Here is an 18886-nt window from a genome sequence, read left to right on the forward strand (position 1 = left end):
TCGCCCCCGCCGCCACCAACTGCGCCGCCCCCGACACCGGCAACATGGAGCTGCTCGCCCAGTTCGGCACCGACCGGCAGCGCGAGAAATACCTGGAGCCGCTGCTCGACGGCCGGATCCGCTCCGCCTTCGCCATGACCGAGCCGGACGTCGCCTCCTCCGACGCGACCAACATCGCCACGTCGATCGTCAGGGATGGCGACGAGTACGTCGTCAACGGTCGCAAGTGGTTCATCACCGGCGCGATGAACCCCGGCTGCGCGGTCTTCATCGTGATGGGGAAGACCGACCCGTCCGCGCCGTCGCACCGCAGGCAGAGCATGATCCTCGTGCCGCGCGACACCCCGGGGCTGACGGTCCGGCGCGGGATGACCGTCTTCGGCTACGACGACGCCGACCACGGCGGCCACGCCGAGATGATCTTCGAGGACGTACGGGTGCCCGCCGACCACCTGATCGGCGAGGAGGGCGGCGGCTTCGCGATCGCGCAGGCCCGGCTCGGGCCCGGCCGGATCCACCACTGCATGCGGCTGATCGGCATCGCCGAGCGGGCGGTCGAGATGATGTGCCGCCGCGCGCTGGACCGCACCGCGTTCGGCAAGCCGATCGCCCAGCAGGGCGTGGTGCAGGACTGGATCGCCGAGTCGCGGGTGCGCATCGAGCAGCTCCGCCTGCTCGTGCTCAAGACGGCGTGGCTGATGGACACCGTGGGCAACCGTGGCGCGCACACCGAGATCCAGGCGATCAAGATCGCGACCCCGGCGACGGTCGAGTGGATCCTCGACAAGGCGATCCAGACGCACGGCGCGGGCGGCCTCAGCCAGGACTTCCCGCTCGCCGCGATGTGGGCGGGCGCCCGGAGCCTGCGGTTCGCCGACGGCCCGGACGAGGTGCACAAGCGCTCCCTGGCGTACCGGGAGCTTCGCACGTACATGGAGGACCGGGCATGACAGCGGGCACGATCTGGACCGAGGCGGCGGTGCGGGAGCACGCCCGCGCCTTCCTCGCCGCCAACGACCCCTCGGCGACGGACCGGATGGGCTTCCTGCGCGCCAGGTTCGACGCCGGCCTCGCCTGGGTCCACTTCCCCGAGGGGCTCGGCGGCCTCGGCGCGCCGCGCGAGCTGCAGGCCGCGGTGGAGAGCGAGCTGCGGGGGACGCCGGACAACCGGCCCGGCCGCATCGGCATCGGCCTCGGCATGGCGGCGCCGACGATCCTCGCCTTCGGCACCGACGAGCAGAAGAGGCGCTTCCTGCGCCCGCTCTGGACGGGGGAGGAGGTCTGGTGCCAGCTCTTCAGCGAGCCCGGCGCCGGGTCCGACCTCGCCTCGCTCGCCACGCGAGCGGTCAGGGACGGCGACGAGTGGGTCGTGGACGGGCAGAAGGTGTGGACCTCCGTGGCCCACACCGCCCGCTGGGCGATCCTGGTCGCCCGCACCGACCCGGACGTGCCCAAGCACCGGGGGCTCACCTACTTCGTCTGCGACATGCGGGCGCCGGGCGTCGAGGTGCGGCCGCTGCGGCAGATCACCGGCGAGGCCGAGTTCAACGAGGTCTTCCTCACCGGCGTCCGGCTCCCGGACTCGCTGCGGCTCGGCGAGGTCGGGGACGGCTGGCGGGTCGCGCAGGCGACGCTGATGAACGAGCGGGTCGCGATCGGCGGGGCCTCCGGCCGGCGCACCATGATCGACGCGGTCTGCGAAACGTGGCGCTCGCGCCCCGAGCTGCGTACCCACGACCTGCATCAGCGGCTCCTCCGCCTCTGGGTGGAGGCCGAGGTCCTGCGCCTCACCGGGGCGCGGCTGCGCGAGCAGCTCGCCGCCGGACGCCCGGGGCCCGAGGGCTCGGGCATGAAGCTGTCGTTCGCCCGGCTGCACCAGGAGCTGTCCGGGCTGGAGGTCGAGCTGCTGGGCGAGGACGGCCTCGCCTACGACGACTGGACCTTCCGCCGCCCGGAGACGGTCGACTTCGTCGGGCGCGAGGCGGGCTACCGCTACCTGCGGGCGAAGGGCAACTCCATCGAGGGAGGCACCTCCGAGATCCTCCGCAACGTCATCGCCGAGCGGGTGCTCGGCCTTCCCTCCGAGCCGCGCGCCGACAAGGACATCCCCTGGAAGGACCTGCCTCGATGACCACGCTGCTCTACACCGACGTCGAGGAGGAGCTCCGGGCGGCGGTCCGGGACCTGCTCGCCGACGCCTGCCCGCACTCGGCCGTCCTCGCCCGGATCGAGTCGGCCGCGCCGTACGACGGGGACCTGTGGAAGGCGCTCGCCCGCGACATCGGCGCGGCGGGGCTGCTCGTTCCTGAGGAACTGGGCGGCGCGGGCGCGTCGGCCCGTGAGGCGGCGGTGGTGCTCGAGGAACTCGGCCGGGCCGTCGCGCCCGTCCCGTTCCTCACCAGTGCCGTGGTCGCCACCCGCGCCCTGCTCGCCGCGCGTACGGCGGGGCCGGGCGAGGTGGCCGACGAACTGCTGCGGCGGCTCGCCTCCGGGGAGGCCACCGCGGCCCTCGCCGTGTCCCTCGCGGCCTCGCCGTACCGGCGGGCGGGCGCCGAGGTGACGTACGAACCGGCGGACGGCGACGCGGTGGTGGTGAGCGGCCGGGTGACGGGCGTCGCGGGCGCCGAGATCGCCGACGTGCTGCTGGTCCCCGCCCGCCTGCCCGGGCGGGAGGAGAGCGCCCTGATCGCGGTCGAGACCGGGGAGCGGGGTGTCGAGATCACCCCGGTGACGTCGCTGGACCTGACCCGGCCGGTGGCGATGGTTTCGCTCGGGTCCGCCCGGGGCCGGATCGTCGCCCGGGGCGAGGGGTCGGACGCGGCCCGTTCGATCGTGGGGGAGGCTCTCAGGTTCGGCGCGGGGCTGCTCGCCTCGGAGCAGCTCGGCCTCGCCGAGTGGTGCCTGGCCGCCACCGTGGCGTACGTCAAGGAGCGCCGCCAGTTCGCCCGCCCCGTCGGGTCGTTCCAGGCGGTCAAGCACCGGCTGGCGGATCTGTGGCTGGAGATCGGCGGCGCCCGGGCCGCCGCGCGCAACGCGGCCGGCGCCGTCGCGGACGACGATCCCGGGACGGCGGTGGCGGTGGCCGTGGCGCAGGCCCACTGCGCGGACGTGGCGGTCCACGCGGCCGAGGAGTGCGTCCAGCTCCACGGCGGCATCGGAATGACCTGGGAGCATCCCGCGCATCTGTATCTCAAGCGGGCGAAGGCCGATCAGATCGCCTTCGGCGCCCCCGGCGAGCACCGTGCCGCGCTCGCCGACCTCGTGGACGTCCCCGCCCCCGTCTGAGGCGGGTCAGGACTCCGGGCGCAGCGAGGCGAGGAGGAGGTCGGCGAAGTGGCGGCCGACCTCCGCGCCGCTGAGCGCCCCGTCCGGGTGGTACCAGGTGCCGAGGTGGTGGACCGAGCCGAAGAAGAAGTCGACCACCATCTCGGCCGGGACGTCGTCACGGAAGATCCCGGACCGCTGGCCCTCGACGACCAGGTCGCGGAAGCGCTCGTGGTAGCGGCGGCGCTCGGCCCGTACCGTCCGGCGCGTGTCCGGGGCGAGCTGGTGCATCGACCGGAAGAAGATCTTGGAGTCGTCGAGGTTCTCGATGGTGGTGGCGACCACGTCCATGGCGGCGGCGTGCAGGCGCTCGGCGACGGGGGCGTCCCCCTCGGCGAACGAGGTCAGGCGCTCCATCTGCATCCGCAGGACGCGACCGTAGATCTCGTGGAGGAGGTCGTCCTTCGAGGCGAAGTAGTGGTACATGGCGCCCTTGGTGACCCCGGCCGCCGTGACGATCTCCTGGACCGAGGTGCTCTCGAAGCCTCTCTCGGCGAACAGGCGCGTGGCCTCCGCGAGCAGGCGATGCCGTACGGGCTCCTCGGCGGCGACTCCGCTGCGCGCCATGACGACCCTCCCCTGATGCGACCCGGGGCCTAGCATACCGACTGGTCGGTTCCGAGCGCGTTGCCGGGATATGGGTCTTTGTTGCAGAGGTGCGACTTTTCCTGACCTGGAGCCCCGTTTTCGAGACCTGGAGCCCCTGCTCGGTCTAGCGTGGGACGAGCAGTCCTGGTCTTTCGGGGAGCATCCGGTGCCAAGCGGGTCCATCTACGTGCCGCGCGACGAGAAGTTTACCGGCGCGTCGCCGCAGAACCTCTATGTCACCTTCTGGTTCGCCGGCCGCAAGAGCCGCCTGTGGACCCGCGGAGTCATCGGTGTGGCGGGCTTCGCCGCCGGCAGCCTGCTCGCGGCCCGGTTCGGGTTGTCCGACACGCTGCTGGCCGGGCTCGTCGTCGGCGCCCTGGCCGCGCTCGCCGATTTCCTGGTCGCCTGGCGGTCCTTCGCCCGTACGGCGGTGTGGCGGGGCAGCAGGCGCGGCGAGGTCCGCACCGGCCGCCTGCTGCGCCGCGCCCTGACCCGGCACGGCTACCGCGTCATGGACGGCCGCGCCGTACCGGGAGAGGCGTCGATCGACCATCTCGTCATCGGGCCCGGCGGTGTCTGGATCGTGGACAACGAGGCGTGGTCGCCCGACACCTACATCGCCCGGTACGGCGAGCGGCTGTTCTTCGACGAGAAGTTCGGCACCTCGGTCGCCAAGGGCCTGATCGACGCCGCGTCGGCGCTGGCCGCGCTCCTCACTCGCGAGACCGGCATCGACGTCGCCATCGCGCCGGTGCTCGCCGCCCACAGCGGCAAGATCGAGGGCAGGGGAGGGACGGTCACCGCCGAAGGACTGACCGTCGCCTACCCGCACAAGGTGGCCCGCTGGATCCGCTCCCGGTCCGACGGCTCCCTGACGGAGGAGCAGGTCGAACTGCTCGCCCGCACCGCCGCCCGCATCCTGCGCGGCACCGCCCTGCGCCGCCGCTAGGCGAGATCCTCGACGAACGCCGCGAGCTGGGCGACGTTGCGGCATTCGTACATCGGGACGATCGCGGCGTACGCCGAGGCGAGGGAGTCGCCCGTGTCCCACTGCGGGCGCGGCTCGGGGTTCAGCCAGTAGGCGTGCCGGGCCTCCCCGGCGAGCCGCCGCAGCGCGTCCAGGGCGGGCGCCTGGTAGTTGGAGCGGGCGTCGCCCAGGATCAGCAGTGACGTCCGGGGCCCGATCGCGTCCGCGTACCGCTCGGCGAACCGGGTGAAGACGTGGCCGTAGTCGGTCCGCCCGAACCTGGCGATGTCGGCCTCCTCCGTCATCCGGGTGACGGCGTCCAGGACGTCCACGCCGGGGCGGAAGTACGCGGTGATCTCGTCCACGGTGTCCACGAACGCGAAGGCCCGCACCTTGGTGAACTGCTCGCGCAGCGCGAACGTCAGCAGCAGCGTGAAGTGCGAGAACGCGGCGACCGAGCCGCTCGCGTCGCACAGGATCACCAGTTCCGGCCGGTGCGGACGGCGCGGGCGCAGGCGGGGGGTGAGCGGCACGCCGCCGGTGGAGAGCGACGCCCGCACGGTGCGGCGGACGTCGAGCCGTCCCCGCCGTCCCTGTTTCCGCCGGGCGGTGAGCCGGGTGGCGAGGCGGCGGGCGAGTGGATGGACCTCCCGGCGCAGCCGGGCCAGCTCGTCCCTCGTCAGACGCAGGAAGTCGACGCGGTCGATCGGTGGCGGCACCGACGTCCTGGCGATCTTCTCGATGCCGGAATCCTCGGCGATCCTGCGGCGGACATCGGAGACGACGGCCTCCTCGAACTTCCTGATATTTCGGGATATCTGGGTGCGGGCGAGCGCCTCCGGGACGCCGCCGCGCTCGGCGAGCATCGCGTCCAGCAGCCGCGCGATCAGCGTCTGCGGGGAGAGGGCGCGCAGCACCGGGTACGAGAACCACGACTGCCGGTTCCCCGCGGCCGGCACCCGGCCGAACCGCCCCACCATCGACCGGGCGAACGCGCGGAACGCGGGATCGTCCGGGTCGCCCATGAGCAGCTCGGCGAGCCGGTCCCGCAGCTCGGCCGTCTCGTTCGGGAGGACCGGGCGCGCGGCGTGGTCGGGAGCCGGTTCCGGCGGGCCGTCCGAGATCACCGGAGGGAACCACAGGTCGAACAGCGCGTCGAAGCCGGGCCGGTGCTGGGCGCGCTTCACCAGCGTGGCCGCGTACGCCTCGCGCAGCGTCTCGCGTTCGGCCAGGTCGATCACCGTCAGCGCCCGGGCGGCGTCGAGGCCCTCGGCCAGGGACACCGGCAGCCCCGCCTCACGCAACGCGCCCACGAACGCCACATGCCGGTCGAGCAGCGGCTCGCTCACACCGCCCTACCTTTCTGAGTGCGAGTACACCTCGATCGGTGCGGCCCTTCCGCCGGCCCTCCCACCGGCCGCCTCCGGTCGGCGCCCGCTCATGGCCGGGGCAGCCCGAGCTCCTTGGCCGCCCGGCTCTGGTCGGAGTCGTGCTTGAGCACCACGCCGAGCGTCGCGGCCATCACGCCCTCGTCCAGGTCCGTACGGCCCAGCGCCAGCAGCGTGCGCGCCCAGTCGACCGTCTCGGCGATCGACGGCGACTTCTTCAGCTCCAGGCCGCGCAGCGTGGCCACCGTACGGGCGAGTCGCTCGGCCAGCAGGCCGGGCAGCTCCGGTACCTGCGCGAGCACGATGTCGCGCTCGCGCTCCGGCGTCGGATAGCCGAGGTGCAGGTAGAGGCAGCGCCGCTTCAGCGCCTCCGACAGCTCGCGCGTCGCGTTCGAGGTGAGCACCACGTACGGGCGGCGGGTGGCGGTGATCGTGCCGAGCTCCGGGATCGTGACCTGGAAGTCGGAAAGGATCTCCAGCAGCAGCCCCTCGACCTCGACGTCGGCCTTGTCGGTCTCGTCGATGAGCAGCACCGTGGGCTCGTCGCTCCTGATCGCCTTGAGGAGCGGGCGCTCCAGCAGGAACTCCTCCGAGAAGATGTCCTCCCACGCCTCGCCGTCGGCCTGGATGCGCAGGAGCTGCTTCTTGTAGTTCCACTCGTAGAGCGCGCGGGCCTCGTCCAGGCCCTCGTAGCACTGCAGCCGGATCAGCCGCGCCCCGGTCGCCTGCGCCACCGCCTTGGCGAGCTGCGTCTTGCCCACGCCGGCCGGGCCCTCGGCCAGCAGCGGCTTGCCGAGCGCGCCGGCGAGGAACACCGACGTGGCGATGCCGTCGTCGGCAAGGTAATCCACGGCGGCGAGCCGCCCCCGGACCTCGTCAGGCGAGGCGAACCACATCGCCGCTCCTCTTGATCGAACCGAACGTTGTTCTAGCGTAGCCCGATTTTGAGGGATCTGGGTCCTGCGATAACCTCTAACTGCTTCCGCGCCGCTAGCTCAGTTGGTTAGAGCAGCTGACTCTTAATCAGCGGGTCCGGGGTTCGAGTCCCTGGCGGCGCACTTTGCTGAAAGCCCAGGTCGGCATCGCCAACCTGGGCTTTCTTCATTTGATGATCCTCTCCACGAGGCTCTGCCCAATTATGTTGATCATGATGGTCGCTCGTCGTTTGCTCGCCAGCCGAAATCCTGGTCCGCGGCGTGATCATTTGCTGCGTCGAAGGCCGGAACCGACGTCTGGGTGAAGCCTGGCACCGGGAAGATCGCAAGCGATCAGATGGCACCCGAGGTGGAGGAAGGCGGGGGTGGGGTCAGCTGTTCTTGATCATCCGCTCGCCGCCGAGGGCAAGCAGGAGGAACATATCGAACTGGTGAAGGTTGTTCTTGTCCATGCGTTTGATGGCCTCGATGCCCGAGCGGGCGGTGTTGATGTGACCGAGGGCGCTCAGACGTGTGGCGTTGAAGGCAGGATCGTAGTCCGCGCCGTGCCTGGCTTCCTGTAGTTCGCTGAATGCGCTCGCCAGGACTTCGAGATCACCTGGCACCGTTCTGATAGCGGGCTCGATGAGAAGGAGCTTCACGGGGTTGGGAGGCGTACGGCCTGCGGCAATGTCTTCCACCCAGCGGGCGGCTTTCTTGAAGTTGCCGTGGGCGTACCACCGGCTGATCGCCTGCTGGTGCTCGATTGGTCCGGTTCTGGCCGCTCGCTTTGCGCCATGCTGCACCAACTCATGAAAGAGCGCGTAGTAGGCGGTTGACGTGGCCCGACGCAGATAAGCGGTGCGAGGGCGGCCACGCCCCGCAGTACGGCCAGCAAGGGTGTCTGCGAGGTGAAGGTAGTCGTCGGCCTTGAAGTCTCGTCTCACGACCTGTCCTGCCGGTCCTGGCCAAGGGCCTGGTCGATGGCGCTCGTGCTCCCGTCTTCCAGAGGTTCGTCGGTGTGTTCCCGGGCTGCGAATTCCTCCTCAGTGAAGAGGGTGACGTAAACATGCTCATTGATTTGACGTTCGGCGGCGAGCCTGTTCACCTGTCTGCGCAGTGCGTGAGTGAACTCCGCTGACCAACCACCCTCTTCGGGTGCGGCAAGGACGATCATGGCCTTCAGTGCCTGCTCGCCGTCAGCATCCAAGTAAGGCTCCACCGACGCCCGCACAATCGCCGGCGCGTCCGGAATATCCACCCTCCGGATCGCCTCGGCCAGTTCGTTCAAGGATTCTTCTCGCCGGTTGACGCTCATGATGACCATCTTCGCACTTCCCGACACAATCAGACCGGAGGGCAGGAACGGCTCGGCCATCCTGCCATGACTTCGCCCGGCTCCGAGGGCTGCTGGCGACGCGCCTCGCAACCCGGGGTGGGAAATGTCCTACCGCAGGAGACTCCGGACCTATCGGCATGGCACGCTTCGTTGAACCTCTCGCACCGGCCTTCGGCGGTGGCGTTGTGCAAGCGGTGCGTTGGTATAGCGGGCCCCGCGGGTGTACTGCGATGTTTGGCGGCGGGTGGATTGTGGCCGACCCTGGGTCGCTCGGTGGTCGCTCGGATGCTGTGGAACGGCGCGTCAGGCGCTGGCATTGAAGGGCACTCAAACCGGGTGATGGCTGTACAGGCCAGCATCAATCGGTGCGGCGTGGAGGCGGTCGGCATGGGGGGAGAGGGTGAACCGCTGACTCTTAATCAGCGGGTCCGGGGTTCGAGTCCCTGGCGGCGCACTTTGCTGAAAGCCCAGGTCGGCATCGCCAACCTGGGCTTTCTTCATTCGACGCCAACCTGATGGCGGCTCACGCCCATCCTGATCAGGTCTTGTCGCCTTGTTCCACCCGAAGGGGCACATCGGGCCCGCTCCCCCAGCGCGGCCAGGTGGGGCTTGATCAAGACCACTGACCTACCCAAGTGATCGATGGCGCCGCCTGCGTCGCGATCAACCCGAACAAGACATTCAATAGCTGGCCGGGTGCCAGGCTGACAGAGTCGGCTGGCTGCGTGTCGGGACGTGCTGGTCCGCCGCCGGGCGCACACACCTTTCGGGCAAGGCCGAAATAGATGCCTACCTTCCTAGATCAACAATGGTTGGCGTGGGGCCGTCCGTACGGCGGCGCGTGCGCCGCCCATAGAGGAAGGACGATGTCATGCGAAAGAAAGCCGCACGGTTCGGCGTGACACTGGCGGTGGCCGGGGCCCTCGCTACCGGAACCCTCGCCGCCGCCACCCCGGCCAGTGCCACGGCTACGGGCTGGACCCCGTACCAGGCATTGAGATCTCATAACCTGGCCGGTGTTACTTCGATCTCGATTTCCAGCGCATAGGGAAGCTCCTGAAAGCCGGGGGTGGCCAGCCACTTGTGAACGGCGGAATGGAACGCCTCCTCCGGCTCGTCGGTCCAGTCGGGGACCTCGATCCGGGCTGCGGCGACGGCCAGGCCCTCGCCGAAGTACCGGATGACCAGGGAGCGGTCGTCCCACCTCGTCACCTCGGTTTTCAATCCGGGGCAGCCGACCACTCGTAGCGCACCGCCCAGCGGCAGGGTGAACTGCCGGCCGTCGCAAAGCTCCACCATGACGTCGGCGGCTTTTCCGTCACCGAACAGGACGATCTCTGACAGCCGTTCTCCTGACAGCGGCAGATCCATCCAGGCGATATCGGATCGCCGCCGAACGCGTCGGTGAATGGTCCGGACGTGTCGAGTCGCGGGGGAGTGTATTCAAGAGGTCGCTGTCCGTGTGGCTGTGGGTGCTTCTTCCGAGGGCCGAAATCCTGTTGACGCCGTGCGCCGTACTCCGGGGAGACTCGAATGGCGGAGTCACCGGGAAGCATCGTGTTCCGGTTGTCCCGGATAAGTGTTGTCCCGGATAAGTACGGAGGGGCGTGACGCGGATGGAGCAGCGGCGGATGGTGCGCGTGTCGAAGTACTTGGCCAAGCACCTGCGCCACGAGCCTGAGCGGATCGGCATCACCCTGGACGACGGCGGCTGGGTCGAGGTGGATGTGCTCCTGAAGGCCGCCGCCCGGCACGGCTTCCCTATCGCCCCGGAGGAGTTGGCGCATGTCGTCGCCGCCAACGACAAAAAGCGATACGTGCTCCAGGACGGGCGGATCCGGGCCAGCCAGGGGCATTCCGTTCCGGTGGATCTTGGCCTTCCGGTAGTCGAGCCCCCCGCGACGCTGTACCACGGGACCGTGGGCCGCTATCTGGCCGCCATCCGGGAACAGGGCCTGCGGCCGATGAACCGGCATCACGTCCACCTGTCCCCGGACCGGGAGACCGCCGAGCGGGTGGGCGGCCGCCGTGGCATTCCGGTGGTGCTGGTCGTCGACGCGGGCGCGATGCACGCCGCGGGGCACGAGTTCCGGCTCAGCGCCAACGGCGTATGGCTCGCCGATCACGTCGATCCGGTTTTCCTGCGCTTCCCCGGCTGATCCGGGATCGATGGCAGGCGTTGCCTCCGACATCCTGGGCGACGCCGTCGCGGCCGGCCGTCCGATAGCGGTCGAACAGGAACGTGACGACGTGCTGGAAGGCATTCCCGTCGTCATCAGGCCCGTTCACGAGAGCTGGCACCAGCCCTTGTTCGGATCGGCGCTGTGGTTCTACCGCCATGTGCCGCCGGCGTTCACCGAGATGGTCTGGCCGGACGGTGATGGGGCGTTCCCCTGGAACGCGACCTGCTCCCCGCATGTTCGAGAGCGGCAGCCGTCGCTCTGGATCCCCAAATCCGAGCACGCGCCCGGACCGTGGGCGCGACTGCCGTAACCTCCTTCGTCTCATCTGTTCGCCCGGCGTCTCGTCCGAGACCAGGGCGACGGAAAACGGGCTGACTCGCCGGCCGTCGATTCGGGAGGATGACCCTCGACGAGGGAGGGAGGCCGACATGGCGGTGCAACCGACGGCGCTCACCACGCTCTGGCGGCCGACCGGGCGGCAGGAGTTGGAGCTGGTCCGACGATCGGGGTGGCGGGAGTGGCCGCCGCGCCTGCCGGAACAGCCGATCTTCTACCCGGTCCTGAACGAGGAGTACGCGATCAAGATCGCACGTGACTGGAACGTCCCGCATTCCGGGGTCGGCTACGTCACCCGCTTCCAGGTCGAGAGCGACTTCCTCGCTCGCTATCCCGTACGGCAGGCCGGTGGTCGCGAGATCCTCGAGCTGTGGGTGCCTGCCGAAGAACTGCCGGAGTTCAACGCGCACATCGTCGGCACGATCGACGTGGTTCACGAGTTCAGGCCATAGCTGGATGACCGCCAAGTCGCACATGACCGTGATCAGGTCGCGTTTCGGCGAGGGCGAGACCATCGTGCGCCGGGACGTTTTCCTGGAACGGGTCTGGACTGCCTCGCCGCTGCCGACGTTGCCGCCCGACCTGCCCGGAGAGTAGGTGGCCACCGAGCCGATCTGCCGTCGGCAGCGGTCGGCGGCGCTGCCTTTCCGGCTTCCTCGTGGAGCGACCGGGTTCGGGGACGCAGGAGTGCGCTCGGAGCCCCGCGAATTGTCCCGGATCGCGCACGCCGTGGCCCTTCGTACGGGCGGCAGGGTGCTGTCCGTGGAGGCGGCAGACGCGGGGCGGAGCTTTCACGCGGCCAGGCTCCGCCGGCGCGGCGGCGAGTTCGAGATCCTGGCGCATGCGTTGCTCCCGCTGCTCGCGCTCGCCGAGGCGCGGGGCGACGGCGACATGACGCTCGCGTTCAGGGACCTTCAGGGCGTGGAGCCGACCGGCTGGACGCCGTACCGCCTGCTGAGTGCCGACGAACTCGGCACGCCGATCGATCGCGCCGACCTCGGCGAGCTGTCCGCGGGGGAGCTGGAGCAGATCCGGTACTGGGGGCCCGGCACGGTCGGTGAGGTGCTGTTCAACTTCTGGGACTGAGCCCGGCCGCAGTAAGCGCGGAGCCGCGCCGGGAGTGTGGGCCCGGCGCGGCTCAGGGGGTGTTCAGGGGATCAGTAGAGCTGGTTCTCCGGCACCGGCAGGTCGATCTGCCGGGGGCCGTGCCACGTGCCCGTGTCCTTCGGGATGTCGCCGTCGGTCAGGGAGTGGCCGACGCCGAGCACGAGCGGGACCTGCACCCTGCTCTTGTGCAGGTCGACGGTGACCTTCGCCCCGGTGGCGGCCTCGCCGCTGTAGGTGGAGTCGGTCCCGGCGATCACCAGGCCCAGTCGGTGCCCCTTCTTGAAGATGTAGTCCTGCGGCAGCGTCTTCCACTTGACCTGCGCGTACGTCCCGGGGGTCATGGGGGAGGGATCGGTGAGCGAGTCGCGGTTCTGCGCGTCGATCCAGCCGCGGGCGACGATTTCCAGCGGTCGGGTGGCCACGTTGGTGACGACCTTGCGGTAGCAGGCGTCGTCCGCCGCCGTGCTCTCGCCGTGGCAGCTCTCCTCGGTGAGCGTGGTGATGCCCTGCCCGCGCCGCCAGTCGACCCTGGTGTCCTCGCCGAAGTCGACGAGGAGCGCGGTCAGGTTCGCGGTCGGCTTGTCGAGCGCGACGCGCAGGTCCACGACCGGCGTGCCGGACAGGCGCAGGTCCCGGGGCAGCTCGCCGGTGGTGAAGGCCACCCGTCCGGGCTTGGCGGTGCCGATGTCGGCCACCATCGCGTCCTCGGACTGGCGGACGTCGGTGAAGGTCGCGGTCTCGCCGTTCTTGCCCGGGGAGAGCGCGAGCGAGCCGTCCGCCGCCGGCCGGAGGAACTTGGTCGACGCGGCCGGCGCCGGCCAGTCGCGCTGCGTGATCCAGGAGGTGGGGCCGACCTGCACGTCGGCGCGGGGCTCGTCCATGATGCCGTTCCCCACGCCGAGCAGCCAGTGGTCGAACCAGCGGTGCAGCGTGTCCACCCACAGGTCGCGGCGTCCCTCGAAGTCGAAGGGGTCCACGTGCTGGTACTGGCCGACCCAGATCTTGCGCGGCACGTTCCGGTCGGCGAGCGCCTCCCACCAGGTGGAGAAGTGGTCGGGCTTGACGTTCAGGTCGTTCACCGTGTGTACGGCGAAGACGCTGGCCCGGACCCTGGAGACGTCGCCGACGGTGCCGTTGACATAGTCACGCTCGGCCCAGAAGGCGTTGTAGTTGCCGGTCCTGTCGTCGGCGTCGGCGTCCAGCCGCGTCCGTACGGCGGCGCACTTGGCGGCGGGGTCGGTGTCGACGACTCTCGCCAGGTAGGACATGTAGTTGTAGTTGTAGATGACGCCGTTGGAGCGCTGGTACCGGTACCAGGAGCTGATCGCGGAGATCGGGACGATGGTCTCCAGGCCCTGCACGCCGGTCGCCGCGACCGCGTTGGCGAGCGTGCCGTCGTACGACTTGCCGATCATCGCGGCCTTGCCGGTGCTCCAGTCGGCGAACGCCGGCGTTCCGTCGGCGTGGTAGGCGGGGGCGCGGCCGTTCAGCCAGTCGATGACGGCCTTCCCGCCCAGCACGTCGCCCCGCCCGCCGACGTCGGGACAGCCGTCGGACTTGGTGGTGCCGATCATGTCGACGTCGAGCACCGCGTAGCCGCGCGGCACGAAGTAGTTGTCGTAGAACAACGGGAACTTGGCGAGGTTCCCGTTCGCGTCGTAGACCTTGCGCTCGGACTCGTTGCCGCGGCCGGAGTTGTCGTAGTAGGGGCTTTCGTCGATGATCGCCGGCACCTTGAGGCCGGGACCGGACTCCTTGGGTCGGATGATGTCGACCCGGACCCGGTCCAGCCGCCCGTCGCCGTCGCTGTCGATCTCCGACTCGACGTAGACGTGCTCGCGGATGGCGTCGGCGTACGAGAAGACCGGCTGGGTGCGGCCCTGCTCGACGGTGATGGCCGGGCCGTCGGCCGCGTGGGCGGGTGTGGCGCCCACGACGACCAGGACGGCGGCGATGAGGGCTGCTCGTAGTTGTGGCACGGAGAGCCTCCAGAGACTGGGGGGAACTCTGGTAAATCTCCGTTGATGCCCGTATCGCCGACAAGATCCGTTTATTGGTTCGAAATCACCTTGGTCCAGTTATGTGACATAGCACATCACTCGGGCGTCGGTGAGGGAAGCTGGTCGATCTCCTCGACGGCCCACTCGGCCCACTCCCGCTGCATGGCGCTGAAGCGCAGCCCCCACTCCACGGCGATCCGCCCGTAGACCGACAGCGCGTCCTGTCCGTCCGCGATGATCTCCCGGATCTTGGTCAGCCCCTCGTGCTGTTTGGCGGCCGCCGCGGCCTGGTCGCGCAGGTACTGCCGTGCCTGGTCGGGCTCGACGGTGTTCAGGAAGAACACGCGGAGCAGCATGTCGCTGCGCCGGGACCGGTTCGGCTCCACGTCGGTGATCCAGTGCCGCAGCTCGGCCATCCCCTCGTCGGTGATGGCGTACTCCTTGCGGCCGCGCGGCCCCTCGGCCACGACCTTGACCAGGCCGGTGTCGGCGAGCCGGCCCAGCTCGGCGTAGAGCTGGCTCTGTGTCGCCGGCCAGACGTTGGACAGCGAGATCTCGAACAGTTTCAACAGGTCGTAGCCGCTGGCGGGCCCGCGAGCCAGTAGCCCGAGCATGGCGTGGCGAAGACTCATGGAGGCAAGCCTACATTCCACAGTTGACATGTCGACACCGGAGCTTCTACTTTCGACATGTCACTCATGGAATGTCGTCCCGAGGAGTCCCCCGTGCTCGGTTACCTTCGCAGCTTCCTGCCCTGGATCGCCTTCGCCGTGCTCAGCACGAACGGCGAGGCCCGGTACGGCGCGGTCGCCGCTTTCGCGCTGTCTGCCCTGCTGCTGGCGATGGACCGCCGCAAGGGCCGCGCCTGGGACGCGCTGGTGCTCGAGATCGGCTCGGTGGTGTTCTTCGCCGGGCTCGCCCTCGCCGCACTCCTGATCACCCCCGCGCCCTTCGGCGAGTACGGCCCGGCCGTCGCGGTCGGCTGGCTCGCGCTCACCGCGTGGACCACGCTCGCCATCCGCAGGCCGTTCACGCTGGGGATCGCCCGCGAGGGGGTGCCCGCCGCGGTGCACAGCACCCCGATGTTCTACCGGGTCAACGTCGTCATCACCGCCGCCTGGGCGATCGCCTTCACCTGCAACGCCGCCGGACTGGCCCTGCTGATCGCCTTCGCCCCGCACGCCACCGTCGCGATCATCGCGGTGAAGATCTGCGGCTTCGCGATCCCCGCCGTCTTCACCGTGCGCTACGCCGCGCTCGCCCGGGCCCGCGCCCGCGCCGCGCAGGCCGCCTGAACAGCCCGCATTCCAAGATCGGAGCATCGTGACCGCCACGTACCTTCAGGGAGACCTCGCCCCGGTCCCCGACGAGATAGACGCCGTCGACCTGCCCGTCACCGGCACGCTCCCGCCCGCGCTGACCGGCCGCTACCTGCGCAACGGCCCCAACCCGCTGCCCGGCCAGGACCCCGGCCACTGGTTCGTCGGCGAAGGGATGATCCACGGCGTCCGGCTGCGGGACGGCCGGGCCGAGTGGTATCGCAACCGCTGGGTCCACAGCCGGCACATGGACGGGGTCCCGTTCGTCGGCCCGGACGGCGTCGACCTGACCGCGGCCCCGGTCAACACGCACGTCATCAGGCACGCGGGCCGGATCCTCGCCCTGGTCGAGCAGGGCCTGCCGTACGAGATCGGCGGGGAGCTGCAGACCCTCGGCCCGTGCGACTTCGGCGGCCGGCTCACCACGGCGATGACCGCCCACCCCAAGGAGGACCCGCGCACCGGCGAGCTGCACTTCTTCGGGTACGGCTTCGCCCCGCCGTACCTCACCTACCACCGGCTGGACGCGGCGGGCGAGCTGGTGGAGAGCCGGCCGGTCGAGGTGCCGGGCTCGACGATGATGCACGACTTCGCCATCACCGAGCACTTCGTGGTCTGGCTGGACCTGCCGGTGGTGTTCGACCTGGGCCGGCTCGGGGACGGCATGCCGTACCGGTGGGACGACGGCTACGGCGCCCGGCTCGGCGTGATGCCGCGCGAGGGCGACGGGCCGGTGCGCTGGTTCGAGATCGACCCCTGCTACGTCTTCCACGTCGGCAACGCGCGCGAGGACGCCGCAGGCCGCGTGGTCCTCGACGCCGTCCGCTACGCGCCCGATCGGTTCACCCGGCTCTGGCGGCACATCGGCGGCGCCGCCGACCCCGCCGCCCGCGCCCCGGGCGGCGCGCTGCACCGCTGGACGCTCGACGCGGTCACCGGCGCCGTCACCGAGGAGCGGATCGACGACCGGACCGTGGAGTTCCCGACGATCGACGACCGGCGCATCGGCCTGCCCAACCGCCACCTGTACGCGGTGGCCGGGGAGGAGATCGTGAAATACGACGTCGTGACCGGGGCGAGCCGCACCCACCGGGTCGGCGCCTCCACGGGCGAGGCGGTGTTCGTACCCGCCGACCCCGAGGCGGGCGGGGACGACGACCACGGCTGGCTCCTCACGATCGTGGGATCGCGGGCGGAGCTGCTGGTCCTCGACGCGGCCGACCTGTCCCCGGTGGCGTCCGTACGGCTGCCGCGCCGGGTCCCGGCCGGGTTCCACGGCTCCTGGATGCCGGACGAGTGACCCCGCGGGGGCGGGTCACAGGACGGCGGCCAGGCGGTGGGAGAGCGCCGTGTTGCGCCGGTGGCCGAGCCGCTGCACCGCCAGTTCCAGAGCCTCGCGCTGTCCGACGAGGACGACCCAGGAGCGGGCCCGCGTGATCAGCGTGTAGAGGAGCCGGCGGCGCAGCATGATGCCGCCCGACTCGGCCACGAGAGGGGCGACGACGAAGGGATACTCGCTGCCCTGCGCCCGGTGGACGCTCACCGCGTAGGCATGGGTGAGGTCGTCGAGCTCGTCGAAGCCGTACGAGACGAGGTCGCCGTCGTCGATCAGGACCTCCACCGTGCGATCTTCCAGGTGGACGGCGGTCACGGTGCCGGTTTCACCGTTGAAGACACCCTTGTCGTAGTCGTTGCGTATCGGCATCACCCGGTCGCCGACCCGGAAGACCGAGGCGCCCGACCAGTGCTCGGCCGCCCCGGGGGAGGGCGGGTTGAGGCGCTCCTGGAGTCGGCGGCCCAGCTCGACCGTGCCCGTGGCCCCCTTGCGCATCGGGCAGAGCACCTGCACCTGGCCGGGATCGACCCCCTGCTTGCGGGGGATCGCCTCGGTCGCCAGGTGGACCACCCGGTCCGCGACCGCCTCCGGGTCGTCCAGCTCCTCGAACCAGAAACCGCCGCCGCCCGGGATGTACGGCAGCGCGCCCGACCGGATGCGGTGGGCCGCCTCGACGATGCCGCTGCCGTCCGCCTGCCGGTAGACGCGGGTGAGGCTCACCCGGGGGATCTCCTCGACGAGCAGCAGATCGGCGAGCACGCTGCCGGGGCCGATGCTCGGAAGCTGGTCCTGGTCGCCCACGAGCAGCAGGTGGCTGCCCGAGGGGACGGCCGAGCAGAGCCGGGTGGCCAGGTGCAGGTCCAGCATGGACGCCTCGTCGATCACGATCAGGTCCGCGGCGGCCGGGGTCTCGTCGAAGAGCGTGTCCGGGTCCGGCTGGTGCGCGAGCAGCCGGTGGATCGTCATCGCGGGCAGCCCGGTCAGCTCCGAGAGCCGCTTGGCCGCCTTCCCTGTGGGCGCGGCGAGCGTGACGGTGCCGCCCATCGCGCGCACGGTCGCCGCGATCGCGCGGACCGTGCGGCTCTTGCCGGAGCCCGGGCCGCCGGTCAGCACCGAGACGGTGCTGGTCAGCGCCATCGTGACGGCCGCCCGCTGGTCGTCGTCGAGCGCCGGGTCCTCGTCGTAGCGGCGCATCGGCAGCGTCGACGGGGCGCGCCAGAGCCGGCCCAGCTCGGCGGCGAGCCGGGTCTCGCGGGTGTGCAGTCCCTTGGCGTACACCACGGGACCGTCCTCGATCACGACCTGCAGCTCGCTCGCCAGGGCGTCCACCGTCGCGCGGACGAGGTCCTCGTCCTGCTCCACCAGCTCGACCGTGCGGGTCACGAGCGCCCGCATGGTCAGGTAGCAGTGCCCGTCGCGGGCCGCCGCCGTCTCCAGCCGGTCGAGGATCGCCGCCCTGATCCGCTGCGGGCTGCTCTCCGGAACCCCGGACGCCAGCGCGATCCGGTCCGCGGTGGCGAAGGCGATGCCGCGCACCTGCCCGACCAGGCGGTAGGGGTCGGAGCGCAGCACCTCGGCCGCGTCCGCTCCGAACACCTGGTAGATCTTGGTCGCGAGCAGCGGGCTGACGCCGAACCCCTGGAGCGTCACCATCAGCGCGGCGATCGCCTTCTGCTCCCGCCACGCGGCCACGATCTGGCCCTGCCGTACCGGGCCGATGTTGACGACCTCGCGGAGCCGCTCGGGCCGGTCGTCGATGACCTCCAGGCTGGACTCGCCGAAGTGCTCGACGATCGCCTGCGCGAGACGCGGCCCGATGCCCCTGATCAGGCCGGAGCCCAGGTAGAGCCGGATCGCCCGCACCGTGGACGGGACGATCCGCTCGCATCCGGTCGCCGCGAACCGCCGGCCGAACCGCGGGTGGTCGTCCCACTCGCCGGTCAGCCGGAGCGTCTCGCCCGGCTGCGCCCCGGCCAGCGCCCGTCCCGAGGCGACGAACGAGGGCTCGCCGTCGGCGCTCATCCGCGCGACCGTGTACTCGTCCTCGCGGACGAACACGAGCTGCTCTACCGACGCCTCCACATG

General features: G+C 70.5%; 20 protein-coding genes and 2 tRNA genes. 13 read left to right on the forward strand and 9 right to left on the reverse strand.

Translation table 11 applies throughout. The features are described from left to right. The 3 genes from AWQ68_RS31065 to AWQ68_RS31075 form a co-directional block, all read left to right on the forward strand. Positions 1–950: acyl-CoA dehydrogenase family protein (locus AWQ68_RS31065; protein WP_066947182.1), on the forward strand; the 950-nt coding region annotated here is incomplete at its 5' end. Beyond that, positions 947–2131, forward strand: a complete 1185-nt coding sequence (locus tag AWQ68_RS31070; protein ID WP_066947184.1) for an acyl-CoA dehydrogenase family protein — start codon at positions 947–949, stop codon at positions 2129–2131. The genes AWQ68_RS31065 and AWQ68_RS31070, both read left to right, overlap by 4 nt. Then, entirely contained in the window at positions 2128–3285 is a 1158-nt protein-coding gene (locus AWQ68_RS31075; RefSeq protein WP_066947190.1) for an acyl-CoA dehydrogenase family protein, read from the forward strand. Before AWQ68_RS31070 ends, AWQ68_RS31075 begins: the two co-directional genes overlap by 4 nt. Before the next feature lie 6 nt (positions 3286–3291). Here AWQ68_RS31075 and AWQ68_RS31080 read toward each other — a convergent pair whose 3' ends face one another. Then, entirely contained in the window at positions 3292–3891 is a 600-nt protein-coding gene (locus AWQ68_RS31080; protein ID WP_066947193.1) for a TetR/AcrR family transcriptional regulator, read from the reverse strand. A gap of 187 nt (positions 3892–4078) precedes the next feature. On the opposite strand from AWQ68_RS31080, the gene AWQ68_RS31085 reads away from it, so the two are divergent. Then, entirely contained in the window at positions 4079–4861 is a 783-nt protein-coding gene (locus AWQ68_RS31085; protein WP_066947196.1) for a nuclease-related domain-containing protein, read from the forward strand. Here AWQ68_RS31085 and AWQ68_RS31090 read toward each other — a convergent pair. Continuing rightward, a complete protein-coding gene (locus AWQ68_RS31090; RefSeq protein WP_084464593.1) occupies positions 4858–6228 on the reverse strand; it encodes a vWA domain-containing protein in 1371 nt (456 codons plus the stop codon). The genes AWQ68_RS31085 and AWQ68_RS31090 overlap by 4 nt on opposite strands. 89 nt (positions 6229–6317) lie before the next feature. Continuing rightward, positions 6318–7163, reverse strand: coding sequence for an AAA family ATPase (locus AWQ68_RS31095; RefSeq protein WP_066947200.1), 846 nt, complete (start codon positions 7161–7163; stop codon positions 6318–6320). An 88-nt stretch (positions 7164–7251) separates the two neighbouring features. Between AWQ68_RS31095 and AWQ68_RS31100 the strand changes: the two genes are divergently transcribed. Further along, positions 7252–7325, forward strand: a tRNA-Lys gene (locus tag AWQ68_RS31100). Positions 7326–7573: 248 nt separating this feature from the next. Here the strand turns inward: AWQ68_RS31100 and AWQ68_RS42935 are convergent. Both AWQ68_RS42935 and AWQ68_RS31110 read right to left on the reverse strand, forming a co-directional pair. Further along, complete coding sequence (locus AWQ68_RS42935) at positions 7574–8128, reverse strand: hypothetical protein (protein WP_157545966.1); 555 nt, start codon at positions 8126–8128, stop codon at positions 7574–7576. After that, entirely contained in the window at positions 8125–8559 is a 435-nt protein-coding gene (locus AWQ68_RS31110) for a hypothetical protein (RefSeq protein ID WP_066947204.1), read from the reverse strand. The genes AWQ68_RS42935 and AWQ68_RS31110 overlap by 4 nt, the downstream gene beginning before the upstream one ends. Before the next feature lie 339 nt (positions 8560–8898). Here AWQ68_RS31110 and AWQ68_RS31115 point away from each other — a divergent pair. Further along, positions 8899–8974, forward strand: a tRNA-Lys gene (locus AWQ68_RS31115). A 548-nt stretch (positions 8975–9522) separates the two neighbouring features. Here AWQ68_RS31115 and AWQ68_RS31120 read toward each other — a convergent pair. Continuing rightward, positions 9523–9891, reverse strand: a complete 369-nt coding sequence (locus AWQ68_RS31120; RefSeq protein ID WP_066947207.1) for a hypothetical protein — start codon at positions 9889–9891, stop codon at positions 9523–9525. 245 nt (positions 9892–10136) lie between these two features. Between AWQ68_RS31120 and AWQ68_RS31125 the strand changes: the two genes are divergently transcribed. From AWQ68_RS31125 to AWQ68_RS31140, 5 genes are all read left to right on the forward strand, one after another. Beyond that, a complete protein-coding gene (locus AWQ68_RS31125; protein ID WP_066947209.1) occupies positions 10137–10679 on the forward strand; it encodes an RNA 2'-phosphotransferase in 543 nt (180 codons plus the stop codon). Between the two features lie 10 nt (positions 10680–10689). Next, positions 10690–11013, forward strand: a complete 324-nt coding sequence (locus AWQ68_RS31130; RefSeq protein WP_066947212.1) for a DUF4262 domain-containing protein — start codon at positions 10690–10692, stop codon at positions 11011–11013. A 118-nt stretch (positions 11014–11131) separates the two neighbouring features. Further along, a complete protein-coding gene (locus AWQ68_RS31135; RefSeq protein ID WP_066947215.1) occupies positions 11132–11491 on the forward strand; it encodes a hypothetical protein in 360 nt (119 codons plus the stop codon). 4 nt (positions 11492–11495) lie between these two features. Then, entirely contained in the window at positions 11496–11636 is a 141-nt protein-coding gene (locus tag AWQ68_RS42940) for a hypothetical protein (RefSeq protein ID WP_157545969.1), read from the forward strand. 132 nt (positions 11637–11768) lie between these two features. Then, complete coding sequence (locus tag AWQ68_RS31140; protein ID WP_157545972.1) at positions 11769–12125, forward strand: hypothetical protein; 357 nt, start codon at positions 11769–11771, stop codon at positions 12123–12125. A 71-nt stretch (positions 12126–12196) separates the two neighbouring features. On the opposite strand, the gene AWQ68_RS31145 is transcribed toward AWQ68_RS31140, so the two are convergent. Continuing rightward, entirely contained in the window at positions 12197–14125 is a 1929-nt protein-coding gene (locus tag AWQ68_RS31145; RefSeq protein ID WP_066947228.1) for a Xaa-Pro dipeptidyl-peptidase, read from the reverse strand. A gap of 116 nt (positions 14126–14241) precedes the next feature. Continuing rightward, positions 14242–14778: a PadR family transcriptional regulator gene (locus tag AWQ68_RS31150; protein WP_066947230.1), complete on the reverse strand. Its 537-nt coding sequence runs from the start codon at positions 14776–14778 to the stop codon at positions 14242–14244. 57 nt (positions 14779–14835) lie between these two features. On the opposite strand from AWQ68_RS31150, the gene AWQ68_RS31155 reads away from it, so the two are divergent. Further along, positions 14836–15441: a hypothetical protein gene (locus AWQ68_RS31155; protein WP_218007110.1), complete on the forward strand. Its 606-nt coding sequence runs from the start codon at positions 14836–14838 to the stop codon at positions 15439–15441. Positions 15442–15469: 28 nt separating this feature from the next. After that, a complete protein-coding gene (locus AWQ68_RS31160) occupies positions 15470–16765 on the forward strand; it encodes a carotenoid oxygenase family protein (protein WP_066947234.1) in 1296 nt (431 codons plus the stop codon). 15 nt (positions 16766–16780) lie between these two features. Here the strand turns inward: AWQ68_RS31160 and recD2 are convergent, their stop codons facing one another. Continuing rightward, complete coding sequence (gene recD2 / locus AWQ68_RS31165) at positions 16781–18883, reverse strand: SF1B family DNA helicase RecD2 (protein ID WP_245656252.1); 2103 nt, start codon at positions 18881–18883, stop codon at positions 16781–16783. Positions 18884–18886: the final 3 nt, after the last annotated feature.

This window comes from Microtetraspora fusca, from assembly GCF_001570365.1.
Classification (GTDB): Bacteria; Actinomycetota; Actinomycetes; order Streptosporangiales; family Streptosporangiaceae; genus Microtetraspora; species Microtetraspora fusca.